Origin of the sequence: Citrobacter meridianamericanus (assembly GCF_041320245.1) — a bacterium.
Classification (GTDB): domain Bacteria; phylum Pseudomonadota; class Gammaproteobacteria; order Enterobacterales; family Enterobacteriaceae; genus Citrobacter; species Citrobacter meridianamericanus.
The window spans coordinates 1,110,640-1,131,665 of sequence record NZ_CP101036.1 but is presented as its reverse complement, the minus strand read 5'-3'; the positions used below and the strand labels follow the sequence as shown (position 1 = coordinate 1,131,665).

Genomic DNA, 21,026 nt, shown 5'->3' with positions numbered 1-21,026 from the left:
CGCCTCATGATTAGCGTATTCGATATTTTCAAAATCGGCATTGGCCCTTCCAGCTCCCATACTGTTGGCCCGATGAAAGCAGGCAAACAATTCACGGATGACCTGATTGCACGCGGAATTCTCACTGACGTAACCCGCGTAGTGGTTGATGTCTATGGCTCCTTGTCTCTGACGGGGAAAGGTCACCATACCGACATCGCGATTATTATGGGCCTGGCGGGTAATCTGCCGGATACCGTCGATATTGATGCCATCCCGGCCTTTATCCAGGATGTGAATACTCATGGACGTTTGCTACTGGCGGACGGCCAACATGAGGTCGAATTCCCGGTCGACAAGTGCATGAACTTCCATACGGACAATTTGTCTCTACACGAAAACGGGATGCGTATTACCGCACTGGCAGGCGAAAAAGCCATTTACAGCCAGACATACTATTCCATTGGCGGTGGGTTCATCGTTGATGAAGAACATTTTGGTTTACCGAATAACTCTCCGGTAAACGTGCCGTATCCGTATAAATCTGCGGCTGATTTACAACGTCATTGCCAGGAAACCGGCCTGTCGCTTTCCGGTCTGATGATGCAAAACGAACTGGCGCTGCACAGCAAAGAAGAGCTGGAACAACACTTTGCCAACGTTTGGGAAGTCATGCGCAGCGGCATTGAGCGCGGCATCACCACCGAAGGCGTATTGCCGGGCAAACTGCGCGTTCCACGTCGTGCGGCGGCGCTGCGTCGTATGCTGGTTAGTAGCGATAAAACCACCACTGATCCGATGGCGGTTGTTGACTGGATCAACATGTTCGCACTGGCCGTAAATGAAGAAAACGCAGCCGGTGGACGCGTAGTCACTGCGCCAACTAACGGTGCATGCGGGATTGTTCCTGCCGTGCTGGCTTACTACGACAAGTTTATCCGCGAAGTGAACGCTAACTCGCTGGCACGCTACATGCTGGTCGCGAGCGCCATTGGTTCACTGTACAAGATGAACGCCTCTATCTCTGGCGCCGAAGTTGGCTGTCAGGGTGAAGTCGGCGTAGCCTGCTCCATGGCAGCGGCCGGTCTGGCTGAACTGCTTGGCGGTAGCCCAATGCAGGTGTGCATCGCGGCGGAAATCGGTATGGAACACAACCTGGGTCTGACCTGCGATCCGGTTGCCGGCCAGGTACAGGTACCGTGCATTGAGCGTAACGCGATTGCGTCCGTGAAAGCGGTTAACGCCGCACGTATGGCGCTGCGCCGTACCAGTGAGCCGCGCGTGTGCCTCGACAAAGTTATCGAGACCATGTACGAAACCGGTAAAGACATGAACGCCAAATACCGCGAAACCTCTCGCGGCGGTCTGGCAATGAAGATTGTCACCTGCGATTAAGTCCCCTGAAGAGGTCTCTTTTGCGAGGCCTCTTCCTGTTTTGCTGCCAACTATTCGCCTCCACCCGCCGTGAATGTTACCCTACAGACTGATTTGTTAGGGAGAACACTGTGGCCGTCCACCTGCTCATTGTCGATGCACTGAATCTTATCCGCCGCATTCACGCCGTACAGGGTTCACCCTGCGTGGAGACGTGTCAGCACGCGCTCGATCAGCTGATTGTGCACAGTCAGCCTACCCACGCCGTGGCGGTATTTGATGACGAAGCGCGCAACAGCGGCTGGCGTCATCAACGATTGCCTGACTATAAAGCCGGCCGCCCGCCGATGCCTGATGAATTGCACCAGGAAATGCCCGCCTTACGGGCCGCTTTTGAACAGCGTGGCGTCTGCTGCTGGGTGTCGAGCGGTAATGAGGCCGATGATTTAGCCGCCACACTGGCGGTAAAGGTGACTCAAGCCGGGCACCAGGCCACGATTGTCTCCACTGATAAAGGCTATTGCCAGTTGCTCTCCCCTACGCTGCGCATTCGCGACTACTTCCAGAAGCGCTGGCTGGATGCCCCATTCATTGAGAAAGAGTTCGGAGTGCTTCCGCAACAATTGCCGGACTACTGGGGACTGGCAGGAATAAGCAGCTCAAAAGTGCCCGGTGTCGCGGGCATTGGTCCGAAAAGTGCGACCCAGCTACTCGTTCAGTTTCAGCATCTGGAAGGGATTTACACGCATCTTGATGAGGTACCGGAGAAGTGGCGCAAGAAACTGGAGATACACCACGAGATGGCGTTTCTGTGTCGTGATATCGCACGGCTGCAAACGGACTTACATATCGATGGAAACCTACAACAGCTACGGCTAGCGCGGTAGTCTTATTGCCGGATGGCGCTGCGCTTATCCGGCCTACTTATCGTCCCCCTGTAGGCCAGATAAACGCCAGGTGATTACCAGGCAGTATGGTACAGCTCGACGATATCACCAAGACTCGCTTCACGCGGGTTTCCACCGGTACAAACATCGTCTAATGCCGCTTGCGCCAGCGCAGGTATATCCTCTTTACGTACACCAACGTCGCGTAAGTGCAGGGGGATCCCTACATCGCGGTTAAGCGCAAAGACGGCATCCACTGCTGCTTTCCGCGCTTCTGTCAACGTTAATCCTTCAACCTTAACCCCCATCACCCGGGCGATATCGCGGAATTTATCTCCGGTGAATTCGGCGTTGTAGTGCATCACGTGCGGCAGCAAAATAGCATTCGCTACGCCATGCGGCGTGTTATAAAACGCACCTAACGGATGTGCCATGCCATGCACTAGCCCCAGACCGACGTTTGAAAAGCCCATCCCGGCTACGTACTGGCCCAGCGCCATTGCTTCACCTGCCTGGCTCTCACCTGCAACCGAACCGCGTAATGCCCCGGCAATAATTTCAATGGCTTTGATGTGCAGCGCATCGGTCAACGCCCACGCCGCCCGCGTGATGTATCCTTCAATAGCATGCGTCAGTGCATCCACGCCGGTCGCGGCTTTTAACGCAGCAGGCATGCCGTCCATCATGTCAGCATCGATGAACGCCACCTGTGGGATGTCATGTGGATCAACACAAACAAACTTACGCCGATTTTCTTCGTCAGTGATCACATAGTTAATGGTCACTTCTGCCGCCGTTCCCGCGGTGGTTGGGATAGCCATAACCGGCACACTCGGGCTACGCGTCGGTGATAACCCTTCAAGGCTGCGTACATCGGCAAACTCAGGATTATTATTGATAATGCCAATCGCCTTACAGGTATCCTGCGGGGAGCCTCCGCCGATGGCAATCAGATAGTCTGCGCCACTTCGCTGAAAAACCCCCAATCCTTCCTGCACCACTGCAATGGTTGGATTAGGAATAACGCCAGCATAGATTTCCCATGCCAGACCTGCAGCATCCATTCGGGAAGTCACCTTATCGACAACGCCGCACTGCAGCAGATTTTTATCTGTCACAATCAACGCTTTGCGATAACCGCGACGGATAACTTCATCGGTTAATGCGCCAACAGCTCCCCGGCCAAACCATGCCGTTTCGTTCAGAATCATTCTGTTCGCCATCGTATTTATCTCCTATTCTTCAATACGCAATCCATATGTTTTGAATTTTTCCAGCACAATAGCGATAGCCTCGTCGTCCAGCACTGGAACCGGATCGGTGATCGCCAGCGTACTGAGATAAAGCTGCGCCAGCACTTCCACTTCATGGGCTAACCACAGAGCTTTTTCCAGATTTTCTTCACAAGCGATCAGACCATGATGTTGCAACAGCGTCGCTTTACGGTTTTTCAACGCTACCGCAACGTGCTCTGACAGCTCTCGTGTGCCAAACGTCGCATAAGGCGCACACGGAATAGAGTTTCCCCCCGCCGCCGCAATCATGTAATGGATTGCCGGGATTGGACGATTGAGAATAGAAACAGCCGTGCAATGTACGGCGTGGTTATGAACCACCGCCTGAGCATCCGGACGTGTTTGATAGGCTGCCATATGGAACCGCCACTCGCTGGAAGGTAACTTCCCTTCTTCGTGCTGTCCCTCAGCATTGATATAGACAATGTGGGATTCAGTGAGTTTTTCATATGGAATGCCCGTCGGGGTAATTAACATCCCGTCCTGAAAGCGCACGCTTACGTTACCCGCAGTCCCCTGATTCAACCCCAGACGGGTCATTTCCAGGCAGGTATCGATAATCTGCCGTGCCAGCGTATTTCGTTCCATTACTTACCTCTCTCAGTGAGTCAAAATGCGACAACAGAACATTGCTAATACCTCGGCGCTCTGTTGAATTAGGCGGCTATTTGCTAACTATCATCATGCTGAATAAAGAGAAGGGAATTTTTAGCACTGGATTTTGTGACCTTCATCAACTAATAACACAGAATAAAAAAAAAGCAGGATAAATATCATATTGTAAAAATGTCCGTTCTTAATGAAAGCATTATAAAACGGTCATTTGCGAATAATTTGTTAAAGCTGCCCGTTTTCTTCCCAACTAATTAATTCGGGCATTTACTCTGTGGGTTTTAATAACTTATTTCTCAAACGGTCATTATTTTACAGAAATTAAAGTGATGATAATCACATAAACTCGCGCCCTGAGCATAAGTGTGACCGTCATCATATTAATAGCCGTTTTTTATTTGAAAATGAATTCATGAGTTCATTTGTGAAGGCCAATTCTGGCTGGCAGATTACCGGAACTCACCTGGATTAGCAGGTTGGTGAAATCACCCGCCTTACTCTTAAGCTGTTGAACATGCTTATGAACTGATGAGGATGCTATGGGAAACACATCAATACAAACGCAAAGTTTTCGTGCAGTAGACCGGGGGCAGACAAAAAATTATGTCATTCCCTTCGCGTTACTCTGCTCTCTGTTTTTTCTTTGGGCTGTTGCTAATAATCTTAATGACATCTTATTACCACAGTTTCAGCAAGCTTTTACACTGACTAACTTTCAAGCTGGCCTGATTCAATCTGCTTTTTATTTTGGTTATTTCATCATTCCAATCCCGGCAGGGATCCTGATGAAAAAATTAAGTTACAAAGCAGGGATTATTACCGGACTATTTTTATACGCCGTCGGCGCGGCATTATTCTGGCCCGCAGCCGAGGTAATGAATTACACCCTGTTCCTGATTGGTTTATTTATTATCGCTGCTGGTTTAGGTTGCCTTGAAACTGCAGCCAACCCGTTTGTAACGGTACTGGGCCCGGAAAGCGGCGGCCACTTCCGACTCAATCTGGCACAAACTTTTAACTCATTTGGTGCCATTATTGCGGTCGTTTTTGGGCAAAGTCTTATTTTGTCTAATGTGCCGCATCAATCTCAGGACGTACTCGATAAAATGGCTCCGGAACAACTGAGTGCCTACAAGCACAGCCTGGTTTTATCGGTACAAACCCCTTATATGATCATCGTCGCGGTCGTTTTACTGGTCGCCCTGCTGATTATGTTTACAAAATTTCCGACCCTGCAAAGTGACGACCACAGTGACAACGCTCAGAGTTCATTCTCCGCATCCCTTTCCCGTCTGGTGCGTATTCGTCACTGGCGTTGGGCTGTGCTGGCGCAATTCTGCTACGTCGGCGCGCAAACTGCCTGCTGGAGCTACCTGATCCGTTACGCTATCGAAGAGATCCCTGGCATGACCCCAGGTTTCGCCGCTAACTATCTGACCGGCACCATGGTGTGCTTTTTTATCGGTCGTTTCTCCGGCACATGGCTTATCAGCCGCTTCGCGCCGCATAAAGTGCTGGCCGCTTATGCCCTGCTCGCCATGGTCTTGTGCCTGATTTCCGCCTTCACCGGTGGTCAAATCGGCCTGTTGGCTCTGACGTTATGCAGCGCATTTATGTCGATTCAGTATCCAACCATTTTCTCTTTGGGGATCAAAAACCTGGGACAGGACACTAAATACGGCTCGTCTTTTATTGTCATGACCATTATTGGCGGCGGCATTGTGACGCCTGTAATGGGTTTTGTCAGCGACGCCGCTGGCAATATCCCTACAGCAGAACTGGTCCCAGCACTTTGCTTCGCCATCATCTTTATTTTTGCCCGCTTCCGCTCACAAACGGCAGCCAACTAAATATTTATCCGAATAACGTGAGGAATCTGTGATGAAAAAAATCAGCTTACCAAAAATTGGTATTCGCCCGGTTATTGACGGACGTCGTATGGGTGTACGTGAGTCCCTCGAAGAACAAACCATGAATATGGCTAAAGCCACCGCCACGCTGATCACGGAAAAACTTCGGCATGCCTGTGGCGCACAAATTGAATGTGTGGTTGCCGACACCTGCATCGCCGGGATGGCTGAATCTGCCGCTTGTGAAGAAAAATTCAGCAGTCAAAACGTGGGCGTGACAATTACCGTTACCCCATGCTGGTGCTATGGGAGCGAAACCATCGACATGGACCCGATGCGCCCGAAAGCTATCTGGGGCTTCAACGGCACGGAACGTCCGGGGGCCGTTTATCTGGCGGCCGCGTTGGCAGCCCACAACCAGAAAGGTCTTCCTGCGTTCTCCATTTATGGTCATGACGTACAAGACGCGGACGACACCTCGATTCCTGCTGATGTTGAAGAAAAACTGCTGCGCTTTGCCCGCGCGGGCTTAGCCGTTGCCAATATGAAAGGCAAAAGCTATCTGTCTGTCGGTGGCGTGTCTATGGGTATTGCAGGTTCTATCGTCGACCATAACTTCTTTGAATCCTGGCTGGGCATGAAGGTGCAGGCGGTGGATATGACCGAGTTGCGTCGTCGTATTGACCAGAAAATATATGATGAAACCGAGCTGGAAATGGCGCTGGCGTGGGCGGACAAAAACTTCCGCTACGGCGAGGATCAGAACGCGCAGCAATATAAACGCAATGCAGAACAGAGCCGCGCGGTGCTGAAAGAGAGTCTGCTGATGGCCATGTGCATTCGCGACATGATGCAGGGTAACCAGAAGCTGGCAGACAAAGGTCTGGTCGAAGAATCTCTGGGTTACAACGCGATTGCCGCAGGCTTTCAGGGTCAACGTCACTGGACGGATCAATATCCGAATGGTGACACCGCCGAAGCGTTGCTCAACAGCTCTTTTGACTGGAATGGGATACGTGAACCGTTTGTTGTCGCCACCGAAAATGACAGCCTGAACGGCGTAGCGATGCTGTTCGGTCATCAACTTACTGGCACGGCGCAGGTCTTTGCCGATGTGCGTACCTACTGGTCGCCAGAGGCGGTTGAACGCGTCACGGGTAAACCGCTGACCGGCCTTGCTGAGCACGGCATCATTCACCTGATTAACTCCGGATCCGCAGCGCTGGACGGCTCCTGCAAACAGCGCGACGGCGAAGGGAAACCAACCATGAAACCGCACTGGGAAATCTCGCAGAAAGAAGCGGATGATTGCCTGGCGGCAACCGAATGGTGTCCTGCTATTCACGAATACTTCCGTGGGGGCGGCTACTCTTCTCGCTTCCTGACCGAAGGCGGCGTGCCGTTCACCATGACCCGCATCAACATCATCAAGGGCCTGGGACCGGTGCTGCAAATCGCCGAAGGTTGGAGCGTAGAATTGCCGAAAGACATGCATGACCAGCTTGATGCGCGCACCAACTCCACCTGGCCGACCACCTGGTTTGCCCCGCGCTTAACCGGTAAAGGTCCATTCAGCGATGTCTATTCCGTGATGGCTAACTGGGGCGCAAACCACGGCGTACTGACGATTGGTCACGTGGGTGCGGACTTTATCACTCTTGCCGCCATGCTGCGTATCCCGGTGTGTATGCACAACGTGATCGATGAGAAAATTTACCGTCCTTCCTCCTGGGCTGCCCATGGTATGGACACTGAAGGCCAGGATTACCGCGCCTGCCAGAACTATGGCCCGCTTTATAAGCGTTAATGCGACTCAGCCCGGTGGCGCAAGCTTACCGGGCCTTACAGCAGTGGCTTTTGTAGGCCGGATACGGCTTTAACCCCATCATCCGGCAACGTTTCAGGAGTTTTTATGAAACAAGACGTTATCCTGGTCCTCGACTGTGGCGCGACCAACGTACGGGCTATCGCCGTTGACCGACAGGGAAAGATTGTCGCTCGTGCGTCGACCCCAAACGCCAGTGACATCGCTGCTGAAAACAGCACCTGGCATCAGTGGTCGCTGGAGGCCATTCTGCAACGTTTTGCCGACTGCAGTCAGCGGCTCTCTGCGCAACTGGCCGCCTGCCAGGTTCGTGCGATCGCCGTCACCACCTTTGGCGTAGACGGCGCGTTGGTTGATAAAAATGGCAAACAACTCTATCCGGTGATCAGCTGGAAATGCCCACGCACCACGGCGGTAATGGAGAATATCCACCGCTACATGTCACCGCAGCAGCTGCAGGAAATTTCCGGCGTCGGCGCGTTTAGCTTCAACACACTGTATAAACTGGTTTGGCTAAAAGAAAACCATCCGCAACTACTGGAACAGGCGCACGCCTGGCTATTCATCTCGTCGCTCATTAACCACCGTTTAACCGGCGAGTTCACTACCGATATCACCATGGCGGGCACCAGCCAGATGCTGGACATCCAGCAGCGCGATTTTAGTCATGACATCTTACAGGCAACGGGTATACCGCGCCGTCTGTTCCCACGTTTGGTTGAAGCGGGAGAACAGATAGGCGTTCTGCAACAGGAGGCCGCCAGCCTGCTTGGGCTTAAGGCGGGTATTCCGGTCATATCTGCCGGACACGACACGCAGTTTGCGCTATTTGGCGCTGGAGCCCAGCCAAATGAACCGGTGCTCTCCTCCGGTACATGGGAAATTCTGATGGTGCGCAGCGCGCAGGTGGATACCTCCCAGCTTAGCCATTATGCGGGTTCAACCTGTGAACTGGATAGCCAGCCCGGACTGAATAATCCCGGTATGCAGTGGCTGGCTTCCGGTGTCCTCGAATGGGTACGCAAGTTGTTGTGGACTGCTGATACCCCATGGCAAACCCTGATTGACGAAGCCAGGGCAATCCCGGCAGGTGCCGAAGGCGTGAAGATGCACTGCGACCTGCTGGCCTGTCAAAATGCGGGCTGGCAAGGCGTCACCCTCAATACTACCCGCGGACACTTCTATCGCGCCGCGCTGGAAGGTCTGACAGAACAACTGCAGCGAAATCTGCACACGCTGGAAAAAATCGGTCACTTCCAGGCGACAGAGCTGCTTTTGGTTGGCGGGGGAAGCCGCAACGCATTGTGGAATCAGATCAAAGCGAACGTGCTCAAAATCCCGGTCAAAGTGCTGGATGATGCCGAAACCACCGTAGCGGGCGCCGCGATGTTTGCCTGGTCAGGCATCGGGGAATTTACCTCTCCCGAACAGGCGCGCGCGCAGGTGCGGTATCAGTACCGTTACTTTTATCCGCAAACCGAATCCGAACTCACAGGAGTCGAGTAACATGCTCAAAACGATATCTCCCTTAATTTCGCCCGACCTGCTGAAGGTGCTGGCTGAAATGGGCCACGGCGATGAGATTATCTTTTCCGATGCCCACTTCCCGGCCCACAGCATGGGGCCGCAGGTTATTCGCGCTGACGGCCTGATAGTCAGCGACCTGCTGCAGGCGGTTATTCCACTCTTTGAACTGGACAGCTATGCCCCACCGCTGGTGATGATGGCCGCTGTTGAAGGAGACGCCCTCGATCCTGACGTCGAGGCTCGCTACCGTCAGGCGCTTTCACTACAGACCCCTTGCCCGGACATTACGCGTATTGATCGCTACGCCTTCTATGAACGCGCACAAAAGGCGTTTGCGATCGTTATCACAGGAGAGCGGGCAAAGTACGGGAATATTCTTTTAAAAAAAGGGGTAACGCCGTAATCTCTGGTCAGAATGCCCGTCTGGTACGGGCATTCATCATATAATGAGGATCAGAACATGAAAGCGGCGCGCCAGCAGGCAATCGTAGATCTGCTTACTAACCATAAAAGCCTGACAACCGAAGCTCTGGCGTTGCAACTGAACGTCAGCAAAGAGACCATCCGCCGCGATCTCAGTGAGTTACAGACCCAGGGAAAAGTGCTACGTAATCACGGGCGGGCGAAAGTTATTCACCGGGAAAACAAGGACAGCGGCGATCCGTTTCATATGCGACTCAAAAGCCACTATGCCCACAAAGCGGATATTGCCCGCGAAGCGCTGGCATGGATCGAAGAAGGTATGGTGATAGCCTTAGACGCCAGCTCAACATGCTGGTACCTGGCGCGACAGCTACCGGACATCAACATTCACGTTTTTACCAACAGCCAGCCCATTTGCCAGGAATTGGCTAAGCGTGAACACATTCAACTCATCAGCTCCGGCGGTCGCCTTGAGCGAAAATACGGTTGCTACGTTAACTCCTCGCTCATCTCGCAGCTCAAATCTCTTGAGATTGACCTGTTTATTTTTTCCTGTGAGGGGATCGACAACGACGGTGCGCTCTGGGACTCCAATGCCACCAACGCCGACTTCAAGTCCATTCTGCTTAAGCGCTCAGCACAATCTTTATTGCTGATCGATAAAAGTAAGTTTAATCGTTCGGGGGAGGCCCGGATTGGGCATCTGGATGACGTGACGCATATCGTTTCAGATACGCCGCTGATTGAAACAATTCAGGCCGAATAAGACGTTGACGCTTCATCCGGCCTGCAATGTTAACTTATCGCTCGTCGCGACGACCACCGACGGCAGCCCACAGACGGCGCACGTGTACGGTTACTTCTTCACGATCATGGTACAGCTGACGCGCCTGAATCTGGGCATTTACGCCATGCTCGTCAAGCTGAGCCTGAATGTAAGCCAGGTTTTGCGACACCTCTTCGTAGCGTTTTTTCATCGGCAGTTTGAGGTTGAAGATCGTCTCACGACACCAGCCGTTGACCAGCCACTGCGCCATCAGGGCGGCAACCTTTGCGGGTTTCTCCACCATGTCGCACACCATCCACGAAATGTTGTTGCGGTTTGGGCGATACTTAAATCCGTCTTCACGCAGCCAGGTAACTTGTCCGGTATCCATCAGGCTTTGCGCCATCGGGCCATTATCCACGGAATAAACCCACATGTTGCGTTTAACCAACTGATAAGTCCAACCGCCAGGACACGCTCCTAAATCCACCGCATACATTCCGTTAGCCAGACGCTCATCCCACTCATCGGCAGGGATAAACACGTGCAGCGCTTCTTCCAGCTTCAGCGTTGATCGGCTCGGCGCATCCGCCGGGAACTTCAGACGCGGAATCCCCATGTAGAACGGAGAGTTATTGTCAGGCCAGGAATAGCCGGTATAGCAACAGCCAGGTGCGATAAAGAAGACGTGAACCACCGGACGTTTTGGCGTTTCATACTTTGCCAGCACGCCCGCTTCGCGCAGTGCCGCACGTAGCGGTACGGTAAATTTACGGCAAAATTTCACCAGCTCTTTGCTTTCATTGGTGTCAGCAACTTCGACACGCAGATCACCACCTTTCTCCACCACGCCCTGCAACATGCCGACAATCGGCGTAATGCGGTCTTCCGGCGGCAAATATTGCAGCAACTCTCCCACCACAAACATTTGACGGGCAAAAATCAGCGAGCTAAACGGCAACTCTTTCACGAGCTTTTCGGCATCGTCCTGCTGATAACATTCGAAGATGACGTAACCCGCATTATCTTTCACCCGGGCAAACCCGAAGATTTCCCGACGTCCTGCTTTATCCGTAATTTCTGCGGCGCACTCTTTTTCAAAACCCGGGCGACACAACAGTACTACCTTATTCATGGCTAACGCCCTTACGTTTCAATCGAATAGCACCCACTAGCATCAGCGCCCAACCCACAAGGAAACTGAAGCCGCCAACGGGGGTAACAAACGCCCACAGGCGTAAATGAGAGAGCGCGAGGCAATAAAGGCTGCCGCTAAACAGCACCGTTCCTAATGCCAGAAACACGCTACTCCAGTAAAACCAAATGCTAATGCGTCGCTGCATGGCGACGGCCAGGCCAAAGATGGCCAGCGTGTGAAAAGCCTGATATTCGAGGCCAGTCTGGATCCACCCCATTTCAACGACACCGAGGGTTTTACTCAGAACATGTGCCCCAAAGGCGCCCAGCGCCACAAAGATAAAGCCACTGATGGCGGCAAAAATCAGCATAAAACGGCTGGTCATGTGAATACCCTACGTAAAATTATTGTTCATAACGAAAGCGGAATTTTTCTTGTTCCGTGGCCGCTTTCGCCAGAATCCACTGACGAAAGGCGGCTATTTTACCCAGTTCTGCCTGACTGTCATGACAAACCAGATAAAATGCGTTTTTGCTGACCAGAACATCATTAAACGGACAGACCAGACGTCCGGCTTCAATCTCGGACTGCGCCATGACGTTATTAGCCAACGCAATTCCCTGTCCATGGATAGCAGCCTGGAGCACCATGGCGCTATGGCTGAAGATGGGTCCCTGCTGTACGTTAATGTGGTTCAGGCCAAGCTGGCGCGTATAAGCCTGCCAGTCGCGGCGCGAGGCATCGTGCAACAGTGTGTGTTTTGCCAAATCTTCGGGTGTCTTTAACGGTTTATCACCGGTAAGTAATAGCGGCGAGCAGACCGGCAATAAATATTCTGCGTACAATTTTTCAACGCGCAGACCCGGCCAGTTGCCTCGTCCGTAGAAAATCGCCACATCAACATCATCAGCCAGTTTGTCTTCCTGACGGTCCACCGCCTGGATCCTGACATCGATTCCCGGATAAGCTGAATTAAAGCTAGAGAGTCTGGGCACCAGCCATTGGATCGCAAAACTGGGCAATAAACTAACCGTAAGCGCGCCTTTTGCACTGCGTGCCTGAAGTTTACGCGTCGCGTCGGTTAATTGCGAAAAAATCTCTTTGATGTCGAGGAAGTAGCTTTGGCCTTCTTCCGTTAACAGTAAAGATCGATTGCGTCGACGAAACAGCTTCAGCCCCAGGAAATCCTCGAGTGACTTGATTTGATGACTTACTGCGGCCTGCGTCACAAAAAGCTCTTCTGCTGCGCGCGTAAAGCTCAAATGACGCGCTGCAGCATCAAAAACACGCAACGCATTTAAGGGTGGTAATCGTTTTGACATGACTTTTAGGCTTTGATGTTAAATCAATTTAACAATTAGCTAACAGGGTGTAACCTATTAGTTTTTTTTATCTGAGCCATTATAAATTGTCCGTTGAGGTTCTACCAGCAAATACCTATAGTGGCGGCACTTCCTGAAGCCGGAACGAAAAGTTTTATCGGAATGCGTGTTCTGGTGGGCTTTTGGCTTACGGTTGTGATGTTGTGTTGTTGTGTTTGCAATTGGTCTGCGATTCAGACCATGGTAGCAAAGCTACCCTTTTTCACTTCCTGTACATTTACCCTGTCTGTCCATAGTGATTAATGTAGCACCGCCAAATTGCGGTGCTTTTTTTTGTCAGACGCTTTGTCGATGGACGACGACCGGTTAGTTATCCAGCTCAACCATCTCTTTCACATCGGTACGGTTAATCTGCTGTTTGTTGCCATTAGCGTCTTTATACGAAATCATCCCCGTATCATTATCGGTCTGTGGCTTACCATCAGATACGATCGTTCGACCATCGTTGGTGTGCATCACGTAATTCGAACCGGAACAGGCGCTCAGGGCAAAAGTCAGCATACAAGCAGAGATAATTGCGGCAGTCTTTTTCATCTTCTTCTCCTTAAAGCGATTTATGCTATTAAAAACACACTCCGTAACAGGCTAAATTGCTAGCCTAACGCTAATTAGCATAAGACACTACGCAGACTTTGCCAGGATATCCAGAGTATTCCGATGGTTAGCACAACCCTTGTATCAGCGCCCTTTTTGCGCCACGATCGGGTTACTGAACTGAGGAATACCATGAACGCTTTTAACCCCGCGCAGTTTCGCGCACAATTTCCCGCACTCAACGATGCAGGCGTTTATCTCGACAGCGCTGCCACAGCGCTGAAGCCGCAGGCGGTAATTGAGGCCACCCATCAGTTTTATAGCCTCAGCGCCGGGAACGTCCATCGCAGCCAGTTTACCGAAGCACAGCGCCTGACCGCTCGCTATGAAGCCGCGCGGGAAAAAGTCGCACGGCTGATTAACGCGCCGGATGACAAAACAATCGTCTGGACCCGTGGCACGACGGAAGCTATCAATATGGTTGCCCAAAGCTATGCGCGGCCGCGTTTACAACCGGGCGATGAAATTATCGTTAGCGTGGCGGAACATCATGCCAACCTCGTTCCCTGGCTAATGGTTGCGCAACAAACGGGGGCTAAGGTCGTCAGACTGCCGCTCAACGCCCAGTTCTTGCCAGACGTTGAGCGCCTCGCGCAACTCATCACCCCACGCAGCCGCATTCTGGCGCTCGGACAGATGTCGAACGTCACCGGGGGGTGTCCGGACCTGGTCCGCGCCATTACGCTCGCCCATGCGACTGGGATGGTGGTGATGGTCGATGGCGCTCAGGGGATTGTCCATTTTCCCGCCGACGTTCAGCAGTTAGATATTGATTTCTATGCGTTCTCGGGCCACAAGCTGTACGGCCCCACTGGCATTGGCGTGCTGTACGGAAAACCGGAACTGCTGAAAGCCATGTCCCCCTGGCTCGGCGGCGGTAAGATGATTAGTGAAGTCAGTTTTGACGGTTTCACCACTCAGGCTGCGCCATGGAAGCTTGAGGCCGGGACGCCTAACGTTGCTGGCGTTATCGGGCTAAGCGCAGCGCTCGAATGGCTGGATGACATTGATGCTGCACAGGCTGAAAACTGGAGCCGTGGTCTGGCGACGCTGGCAGAAGATGCGCTGGCGAAACGCCCCGGTTTTCGGTCCTTCCGCTGCCAGGACTCCAGTCTGTTATCCTTTGATTTCGCAGGTGTTCATCACAGCGACATGGTGACGTTGCTGGCCGAATATGGTATTGCGCTGCGTGCAGGACAACACTGCGCTCAGCCTCTGCTGTCAGAACTGGGCGTATCCGGGACGCTACGCGCCTCATTTGCACCTTATAATACGCAAAATGATGTGGAAGCGTTGGTCGCAGCCGTTGACCGCGCCCTGGAAATATTGGTGGATTAATGACAAGCCCTCTGTTCGCCGGACACCCGTTTGGCACAACCGTAACTGAAGAGACATTGCGCAATATCTTTATCCCGCTCACCCAATGGGAAGATAAATATCGCCAGTTGATTCTGCTGGGGAAGCAGCTTCCTGCGCTTCCGGATGCGCTAAAAGCTCAGGCCAAAGAGATTGCGGGCTGCGAAAACCGCGTCTGGCTGGGGCATAGCCTTCATGAGAATGGCACTCTGCATTTCTTCGGCGATAGCGAAGGTCGCATTGTGCGCGGGCTGTTGGCCGTCTTACTCACGGCCGTCGAAGGTAAAACGGCCACCGAGTTACTGGCGCATTCGCCAATGGCATTATTTGACGAGCTGGGTTTACGCACGCAGCTCAGCGCCTCGCGTAGCCAGGGGCTGCATGCCCTGAACGAGGCGATTTTTGAGGTTGCCCGACAAATTTGAGGGTTGTTTGCCGGAGAGCGAAGTCACCATCCGGCATATCAAACTCAATGCTGACGCGCCGCTTTCGCCATCATCTTCTTCAGTGCGTGTGAAACGGCAACAAAACCAAAGGTAGCGGTCACCATCGTGGCCGCGCCAAATCCGGATGCACAATCCATACGTTTCGGCCCTTCAGCCGTCGCTTTCATCGCACATACAGAGCCATCTGCTTGCGGGTAAACCAGCGCTTCGGTCGAGAACACACAATCCACGCCCAGTTTGCCTTTGCTGTTTTTCACCACGCCAAAATCGCTTTTCAGCCGCTCACGTAGTTTGGCCGCCAGCGGATCCTGGATGGTTTTTGCCAAATCAACGACCTGTATTTGTGTCGGGTCGATCTGCCCGCCCGCACCACCGGTCGTCACCAGCGGGATTTTGTTACGCCGGCAGTAAGCGATCAGCGCCGCTTTTGGACGCACGCTATCAATCGCATCAATGACATACGAAAATCCCGCGTTCATATATTCTGCAACGTTGTCCGGCGTAACAAAATCATCGACCACGTTAACCCGGCACTCTGGGTTAATCTGGCGGATACGTTCCGCCATCACCTCAGCTTTTGCTAAACCAACGTTATCGCGTAGAGCATGGATCTGGCGGTTAGTATTGGTGACGCACACATCATCCATATCAATGAGCGTAATGGCGCCAATGCCGGTGCGCGCCAGTGCTTCCGCCGCCCAGGATCCCACGCCGCCAATCCCGACCACACAAACGTGCGATTGGGCAAACAGTTGCAGCGCATTTTCGCCATACAGACGCGCCGTACCGCCAAAACGCTGACGCCAGGCATCACTTATAACCACAGACATAACACCTCAAATTCATTAATACCGAGCAATATGACTGCCTGATGGCGGCTGCGCCTTATCAGGCCTACTTAATAATCCAGGCCGGATAAGCACAGCACTATCCGGCAATTAACCGCTGAACACGTTACCCGCACCCGGCGCGGTTTTCAGTACCCACACACGACCGTAGTGATTATACCACCCCGCACGATGTCCAGCGTCGGCTCCAATGCCCTGGTAAATATCGAAGTGTTGCCCTTTAATCGCCCCGCCCACATCCAACGCCACCATCAGGCGCAGTTCGTACTGGCCGGTAAACTTGCCGTTATTGTCCAGTAAGGGAACTTCCGCGAGTAACGTTGTGCCCGCAGGAATGATGCTGCGGTCAGAAGCCACGGATGCGCGACCAATCAGCGGTACCGCGCTGGCCCCTTTGACCGGCGCAAAAGATTGCGGTTTAAAGAAGACAAACGATGGGTTCTGCTCCAGCAGCTCACGCACTTCGGCTTCGCTGTGGGTTTCACCCCAATGACGAATGGCCTGCATCGACATATCTTCTTTTTTCACTTCACCACGGTCGATAAGTACCTTCCCGATACTGCGATAGGCGTGACCGTTTTTCCCGGAATAGCTAAAGAAGTTCAGCGGGCTGCCATCGCCAAAATCGATGTAACCACTGCCCTGAACATCCATAATGAAGTTATCCATCAGGGAGTTGCTGTACGCCAGAATATAATTGTCGCTCAGGGCACCCGCATAAATCTCGGCACGGCTGGGTAAGCGCCCACGTTTTGGCGGCATGCGATAGATAGGGTACTGAAATTCGCCCTGACGCGTATGGCGCGCCTGGATTACCGGCGTGTAGTAGCCCGTAAACTGGACGTTACCGTAGTTGTCCGCCCCTTCCATTTGCCAGGCATCGATACCAAACTGGCGCATACTGCGCGTATCGCCGCCCGCACGTAGCCATTGCTGGATAGCGTTGTAAACGTTGCTCTGGTTACCGTACAAACGTGGCGATGCGCTGCGAATTTGATTAACCTGCTCGGCGAAATCACCGGCATTAATTGGCGCACCAACCGCATCAGGTTGATTCACCAGTGAGAAAGGCTGGGTAAATTTCCCGTCTTTATACTGCTGCCCACGATCGGTGGGTTTTGAGGAACACGCGGCGAGCATCGCGACTACTACTCCCGCCAGAAGATATTTTGCCCAACGTCCTTTCATTGTTCTCGTCTTATGTTGCCTGAATGCGAGACGAAGATAACAAACCCCCGAACCTAATGAAATGCGTATACCTATCCGAACGCAAATTTTGCGCAAAAAACAATCCAGAATGCGTTGTTTTTGTTCATTTTCACCCTAAAAACGTGATCAGGGTGAAAAAAGGGTTGCATGAAATCATTAGCAGAGTATAGTGCGCATCCACGGACGCGGGGTGGAGCAGCCTGGTAGCTCGTCGGGCTCATAACCCGAAGGTCGTCGGTTCAAATCCGGCCCCCGCAACCAATTAAAATCAGAAGCAGTAACGTTACTCGATGGAAGAGTAATGACGGACGCGGGGTGGAGCAGCCTGGTAGCTCGTCGGGCTCATAACCCGAAGGTCGTCGGTTCAAATCCGGCCCCCGCAACCAATTAAAATCTGATGTAATATTTTTGCATAGTAGTTCAAATCACAGCAAGGCGGCGACGCAGTGAATCCTTAGGAGCTTACTCCAGTAAGTGACTGAGGTGAAAGAGGAAAGCCAACGCAGATGTGGTTTGAAATACGAAGCAAAAAGACGGACGCGGGGTGGAGCAGCCTGGTAGCTCGTCGGGCTCATAACCCGAAGGTCGTCGGTTCAAATCCGGCCCCCGCAACCAACACATTAAACACCTTAACGGGTGTTTTTTTGTATCTGCAATCCGTAAAAAAAGCGCTTTTCAGCGCTTTTTTGTTATCCCCTTCTCGCCAGCGTCGCCCCATCGGCAAAGTAGGCTTTAATCCCCGCCAGAATCGACTCTGCAACTTCCTGCTGGAAGGTCGCCGTTTTGAGTTTGCGCTCTTCCTCAACGTTACTGATAAACGCTGTTTCTACCAGAATGGACGGAATATCCGGCGCTTTTAGCACCGCAAACCCGGCTTGTTCAACCTGGTTCTTATGCAGATTGTTGATTTTACCAAGCTTATTTAATACCGCTTTACCAAACTTCAGGCTGTCGGCGATGGTCAGGGATTGCACCATGTCGAACATAGTATGGTCGACGTAGCGGTCGCCGCTCTTGCTAACGCCACCGATGAGATCCGAGGCGTTCTGGGTTTGCGCCAGATATTTCGCAGCGGTACTGGTTGCGCCTTTGGTCGAGAGCGCAAACACCGACGAACCGCTGGGCTGTCGACTGGTAAAGGCATCGGCGTGAATAGAGACAAACAGGTCTGCGCGCTGCTTCTGCGCTTTCGCCACGCGGACTTTAAGCGGAATGAAGATATCTTCATTTCGCGTCATAAAGACCTTCATGTTGCCCTCTTTCTCTATGAGGGCTCGCAGGCGGCGGGCAATCTGCAGCACCACATCCTTTTCACGCGTCTTGTATTTCCCCACCGCACCGGAGTCTTCTCCGCCGTGGCCTGGATCCAACATAATGACAATGGGACGATCGCGCCCCGCTTTACCCGGCTGCGGGCCACTTTGTGCAGGTGGCACCTGTTTATCCAGATCGCCCTTGTTGTAATCTTCCAGCAATGCCAGCAGCGGATCCTGGACATCCTGAGCATTTGCAGGATAGAGGTCCATCACCAGACGTTCTTTAAAGCCCGCCACCGGAGCCAGCGCAAAAAGTTGCGGCTTCACATTCTGTTTCAGCTCGAACACCATCCGCACGGTCTTTGGATCAAACTGGCCAACGCGCGCCGACTTAATATACGGATCGTCAGGACGAATCTGTGCTCCCATACCCTTGAGCACCGAGTTCAAATTAACGTCTTCAATATCCACAACCACACGCTCAGGATTACTCAGGGCAAACTGTTTGTATTTCAGCAGACGGTTAGATTCCACCGTGACGCGGGTATAGCTGGACGCAGGCCAGATACGTACGGCAACGACCTGACTCGCGGCAGCCAAACCAACCTGGCTGACGCTTAAAAGCCACATAGCACCCGCACCTTTCAGTAAACGGCGGCGACTGATTGCTGAGTTGGATCCCGACATGCTTCTCCCGAGCAAAAGAAATCTGTATTGAGTAATACGTAAAACGTCCGAATTGACCGGAAACTTTAGCGAATGACGCATAATCTGTCATCTATAAAAGGGTAAACATTCTTTTTATATTCACGGTATTACTGATAAAAATCTTCAGCATGAGTAAAAATTACGCTTGCGCACAGGACTAAAACAGAATAAAAATACACAAATTACGAATAATCATGCAATGAGGGTGTGCCGTGGTGAAGGAGCGTAGAACCGAACTGGTACAGGGATTCCGCCATTCTGTTCCCTATATCAATACCCATCGGGGAAAAACGTTTGTCATTATGCTGGGCGGTGAAGCCATCGAGCATGAAAACTTTTCCAGTATCGTCAATGACATTGGTCTTCTTCATAGCCTCGGCATCCGCCTGGTCGTGGTCTATGGCGCTCGACCGCAGATTGATGCCAATCTTGCGGCGCATCATCATGAGCCGGTGTACCACAAAAACACGCGCGTCACCGATGCGAAAACCCTGGAGCTGGTCAAACAGGCTGCGGGGCTACTTCAGCTTGATATCACCGCCCGCCTGTCGATGAGCCTGAATAATACGCCGTTGCAGGGGGCGCATATCAATGTGGTCAGTGGTAATTTTATTATCTCCCAGCCGCTGGGCGTTGATGACGGCGTAGATTACTGCCATAGCGGGCGTATTCGTCGTATTGATGAAGATGCTATTCACCGCCAGCTGGACAGCGGCGCAATTGTGCTGATGGGCCCGGTCGCCGTTTCCGTCACTGGTGAAAGCTTTAATCTGACGTCAGAAGAGGTCGCCACGCAGCTGGCTATCAAACTGAAGGCAGAGAAAATGATCGGTTTTTGCTCGTCTCAGGGTGTCACCAACGATGATGGCGATATTATTTCCGAGTTGTTTCCTAACGAAGCTCAGGCTCGCGTTGAGTTGCAGGAAGAGAAAGGCGATTACAGCTCCGGTACGGTGCGTTTCCTGCGCGGAGCAGTGAAAGCCTGTCGCAGTGGCGTACGCCGCTGCCATCTGATCAGCTATCAGGAAGATGGCGCCTTGCTGCAGGAACTGTTCTCCCGCGACGGCATCGGGACGCAGATTGTAATGGAAAGCGCCGAGCAGATCCGTCGCGCTACCATTAACGATATCGGCGGGATTCTGGAGCTTATCCGCCCGCTGGAACAGCAAGGTATTCTGGTCCGCCGCTCGCGCGAACAACTGGAAATGGAGATCGACAAATTCACCATTATTCAGCGCGATAACCTGACTATCGCCTGCGCCGCTCTGTACCCTTTCCCGGAAGAGCGGATTGGTGAAATGGCATGCGTGGCTGTGCATCCCGACTACCGTAGTTCGTCCCGCGGGGAAGTGTTGCTGGAGCGAATCGCCGCGCAGGCCCGGCAAATGGGGCTGAGCAAGCTGTTCGTGCTGACCACACGCAGCATTCACTGGTTCCAGGAGCGAGGCTTCACGCCGGTGGATATCGACCTGCTGCCGGAAAGTAAAAAAGAGATGTACAACTATCAACGGCGGTCAAAAGTGCTGATGGCGGATTTAGGGTAGTGATCGT

At 52.6% G+C, this 21,026-nt stretch carries 19 protein-coding genes and 3 tRNA genes; 13 read left to right on the top strand and 9 right to left on the bottom strand.

The features are described from left to right. The first annotated feature begins 6 nt into the window (after positions 1-6). Together NMD08_RS05450 and xni are read left to right on the top strand one after the other, a co-directional pair. Positions 7-1,374 carry an L-serine ammonia-lyase gene (locus NMD08_RS05450; RefSeq protein WP_151218261.1) on the top strand — a complete coding sequence of 456 codons (1,368 nt, stop codon included), beginning with the start codon at positions 7-9 and terminating at the stop codon, positions 1,372-1,374. Between the two features lie 110 nt (positions 1,375-1,484). Next, positions 1,485-2,240, top strand: coding sequence for a flap endonuclease Xni (gene xni, locus NMD08_RS05445; protein ID WP_370619693.1), 756 nt, complete (start codon positions 1,485-1,487; stop codon positions 2,238-2,240). Between the two features lie 74 nt (positions 2,241-2,314). Here xni and fucO read toward each other — a convergent pair whose 3' ends face one another. Together fucO and fucA are read right to left on the bottom strand one after the other, a co-directional pair. Next, positions 2,315-3,463, bottom strand: a complete 1,149-nt coding sequence (fucO, locus tag NMD08_RS05440) for a lactaldehyde reductase (protein WP_151224279.1) — start codon at positions 3,461-3,463, stop codon at positions 2,315-2,317. A 12-nt stretch (positions 3,464-3,475) separates the two neighbouring features. Continuing rightward, positions 3,476-4,123 carry an L-fuculose-phosphate aldolase gene (fucA, locus tag NMD08_RS05435; RefSeq protein WP_151218264.1) on the bottom strand — a complete coding sequence of 216 codons (648 nt, stop codon included), beginning with the start codon at positions 4,121-4,123 and terminating at the stop codon, positions 3,476-3,478. Between the two features lie 563 nt (positions 4,124-4,686). Here fucA and fucP point away from each other — a divergent pair. From fucP to fucR, 5 genes are all read left to right on the top strand, one after another. Next, complete coding sequence (gene fucP, locus NMD08_RS05430; protein ID WP_151218266.1) at positions 4,687-5,997, top strand: L-fucose:H+ symporter permease; 1,311 nt, start codon at positions 4,687-4,689, stop codon at positions 5,995-5,997. 31 nt (positions 5,998-6,028) lie between these two features. Further along, positions 6,029-7,804, top strand: coding sequence for an L-fucose isomerase (gene fucI / locus NMD08_RS05425; RefSeq protein WP_151218267.1), 1,776 nt, complete (start codon positions 6,029-6,031; stop codon positions 7,802-7,804). Between the two features lie 105 nt (positions 7,805-7,909). Continuing rightward, entirely contained in the window at positions 7,910-9,328 is a 1,419-nt protein-coding gene (gene fucK, locus NMD08_RS05420; protein ID WP_252838640.1) for an L-fuculokinase, read from the top strand. Position 9,329: 1 nt separating this feature from the next. Beyond that, a complete protein-coding gene (fucU, locus tag NMD08_RS05415) occupies positions 9,330-9,752 on the top strand; it encodes an L-fucose mutarotase (protein ID WP_187253135.1) in 423 nt (140 codons plus the stop codon). 57 nt (positions 9,753-9,809) lie between these two features. Further along, positions 9,810-10,538: an L-fucose operon activator gene (fucR, locus tag NMD08_RS05410; protein WP_151218270.1), complete on the top strand. Its 729-nt coding sequence runs from the start codon at positions 9,810-9,812 to the stop codon at positions 10,536-10,538. A 34-nt stretch (positions 10,539-10,572) separates the two neighbouring features. Here the strand turns inward: fucR and rlmM are convergent, their stop codons facing one another. The 4 genes from rlmM to NMD08_RS05390 all read right to left on the bottom strand — a co-directional run bounded on the left by rlmM (position 10,573) and on the right by NMD08_RS05390 (position 13,592). Next, positions 10,573-11,673 carry a 23S rRNA (cytidine(2498)-2'-O)-methyltransferase RlmM gene (rlmM, locus tag NMD08_RS05405; RefSeq protein WP_003034040.1) on the bottom strand — a complete coding sequence of 367 codons (1,101 nt, stop codon included), beginning with the start codon at positions 11,671-11,673 and terminating at the stop codon, positions 10,573-10,575. Beyond that, the gene (locus tag NMD08_RS05400) at positions 11,666-12,061 is read right to left on the bottom strand and encodes a DUF423 domain-containing protein (protein ID WP_005130969.1); all 396 of its coding nucleotides are present in this window, start codon (positions 12,059-12,061) and stop codon (positions 11,666-11,668) included. Before NMD08_RS05400 ends, rlmM begins: the two co-directional genes overlap by 8 nt. A 19-nt stretch (positions 12,062-12,080) precedes the next feature. Then, positions 12,081-12,998 carry a glycine cleavage system transcriptional regulator GcvA gene (gene gcvA, locus NMD08_RS05395; protein WP_151218271.1) on the bottom strand — a complete coding sequence of 306 codons (918 nt, stop codon included), beginning with the start codon at positions 12,996-12,998 and terminating at the stop codon, positions 12,081-12,083. Positions 12,999-13,364: 366 nt separating this feature from the next. Next, positions 13,365-13,592 carry a YgdI/YgdR family lipoprotein gene (locus NMD08_RS05390; RefSeq protein WP_151218272.1) on the bottom strand — a complete coding sequence of 76 codons (228 nt, stop codon included), beginning with the start codon at positions 13,590-13,592 and terminating at the stop codon, positions 13,365-13,367. A gap of 192 nt (positions 13,593-13,784) precedes the next feature. Between NMD08_RS05390 and csdA the strand changes: the two genes are divergently transcribed. Next, positions 13,785-14,990, top strand: a complete 1,206-nt coding sequence (gene csdA, locus NMD08_RS05385) for a cysteine desulfurase CsdA (RefSeq protein ID WP_252838639.1) — start codon at positions 13,785-13,787, stop codon at positions 14,988-14,990. Next, complete coding sequence (gene csdE, locus NMD08_RS05380; protein WP_252838638.1) at positions 14,990-15,433, top strand: cysteine desulfurase sulfur acceptor subunit CsdE; 444 nt, start codon at positions 14,990-14,992, stop codon at positions 15,431-15,433. Before csdA ends, csdE begins: the two co-directional genes overlap by 1 nt. A gap of 44 nt (positions 15,434-15,477) precedes the next feature. On the opposite strand, the gene tcdA is transcribed toward csdE, so the two are convergent. Both tcdA and mltA read right to left on the bottom strand, forming a co-directional pair. Further along, positions 15,478-16,284 (bottom strand): tRNA cyclic N6-threonylcarbamoyladenosine(37) synthase TcdA, encoded by an 807-nt coding sequence (gene tcdA, locus NMD08_RS05375; protein WP_151218275.1) that lies wholly within the window; start codon positions 16,282-16,284, stop codon positions 15,478-15,480. A 108-nt stretch (positions 16,285-16,392) separates the two neighbouring features. Further along, the gene (gene mltA, locus NMD08_RS05370; protein WP_187253140.1) at positions 16,393-17,490 is read right to left on the bottom strand and encodes a murein transglycosylase A; all 1,098 of its coding nucleotides are present in this window, start codon (positions 17,488-17,490) and stop codon (positions 16,393-16,395) included. A 205-nt stretch (positions 17,491-17,695) separates the two neighbouring features. On the opposite strand from mltA, the gene NMD08_RS05365 reads away from it, so the two are divergent. The 3 genes from NMD08_RS05365 (at position 17,696) to NMD08_RS05355 (ending at position 18,126) form a co-directional block, all read left to right on the top strand. After that, a tRNA-Met gene (locus tag NMD08_RS05365) sits at positions 17,696-17,772 on the top strand. Between the two features lie 48 nt (positions 17,773-17,820). Then, a tRNA-Met gene (locus NMD08_RS05360) sits at positions 17,821-17,897 on the top strand. 152 nt (positions 17,898-18,049) lie between these two features. Further along, positions 18,050-18,126: transfer RNA gene (locus tag NMD08_RS05355), tRNA-Met, on the top strand. Between the two features lie 74 nt (positions 18,127-18,200). Here the strand turns inward: NMD08_RS05355 and amiC are convergent. Then, positions 18,201-19,454, bottom strand: coding sequence for an N-acetylmuramoyl-L-alanine amidase AmiC (amiC, locus tag NMD08_RS05350; protein ID WP_032937467.1), 1,254 nt, complete (start codon positions 19,452-19,454; stop codon positions 18,201-18,203). A gap of 233 nt (positions 19,455-19,687) precedes the next feature. On the opposite strand from amiC, the gene argA reads away from it, so the two are divergent. Next, positions 19,688-21,019, top strand: coding sequence for an amino-acid N-acetyltransferase (argA, locus tag NMD08_RS05345; RefSeq protein WP_008785703.1), 1,332 nt, complete (start codon positions 19,688-19,690; stop codon positions 21,017-21,019). Positions 21,020-21,026 lie beyond the last annotated feature (7 nt).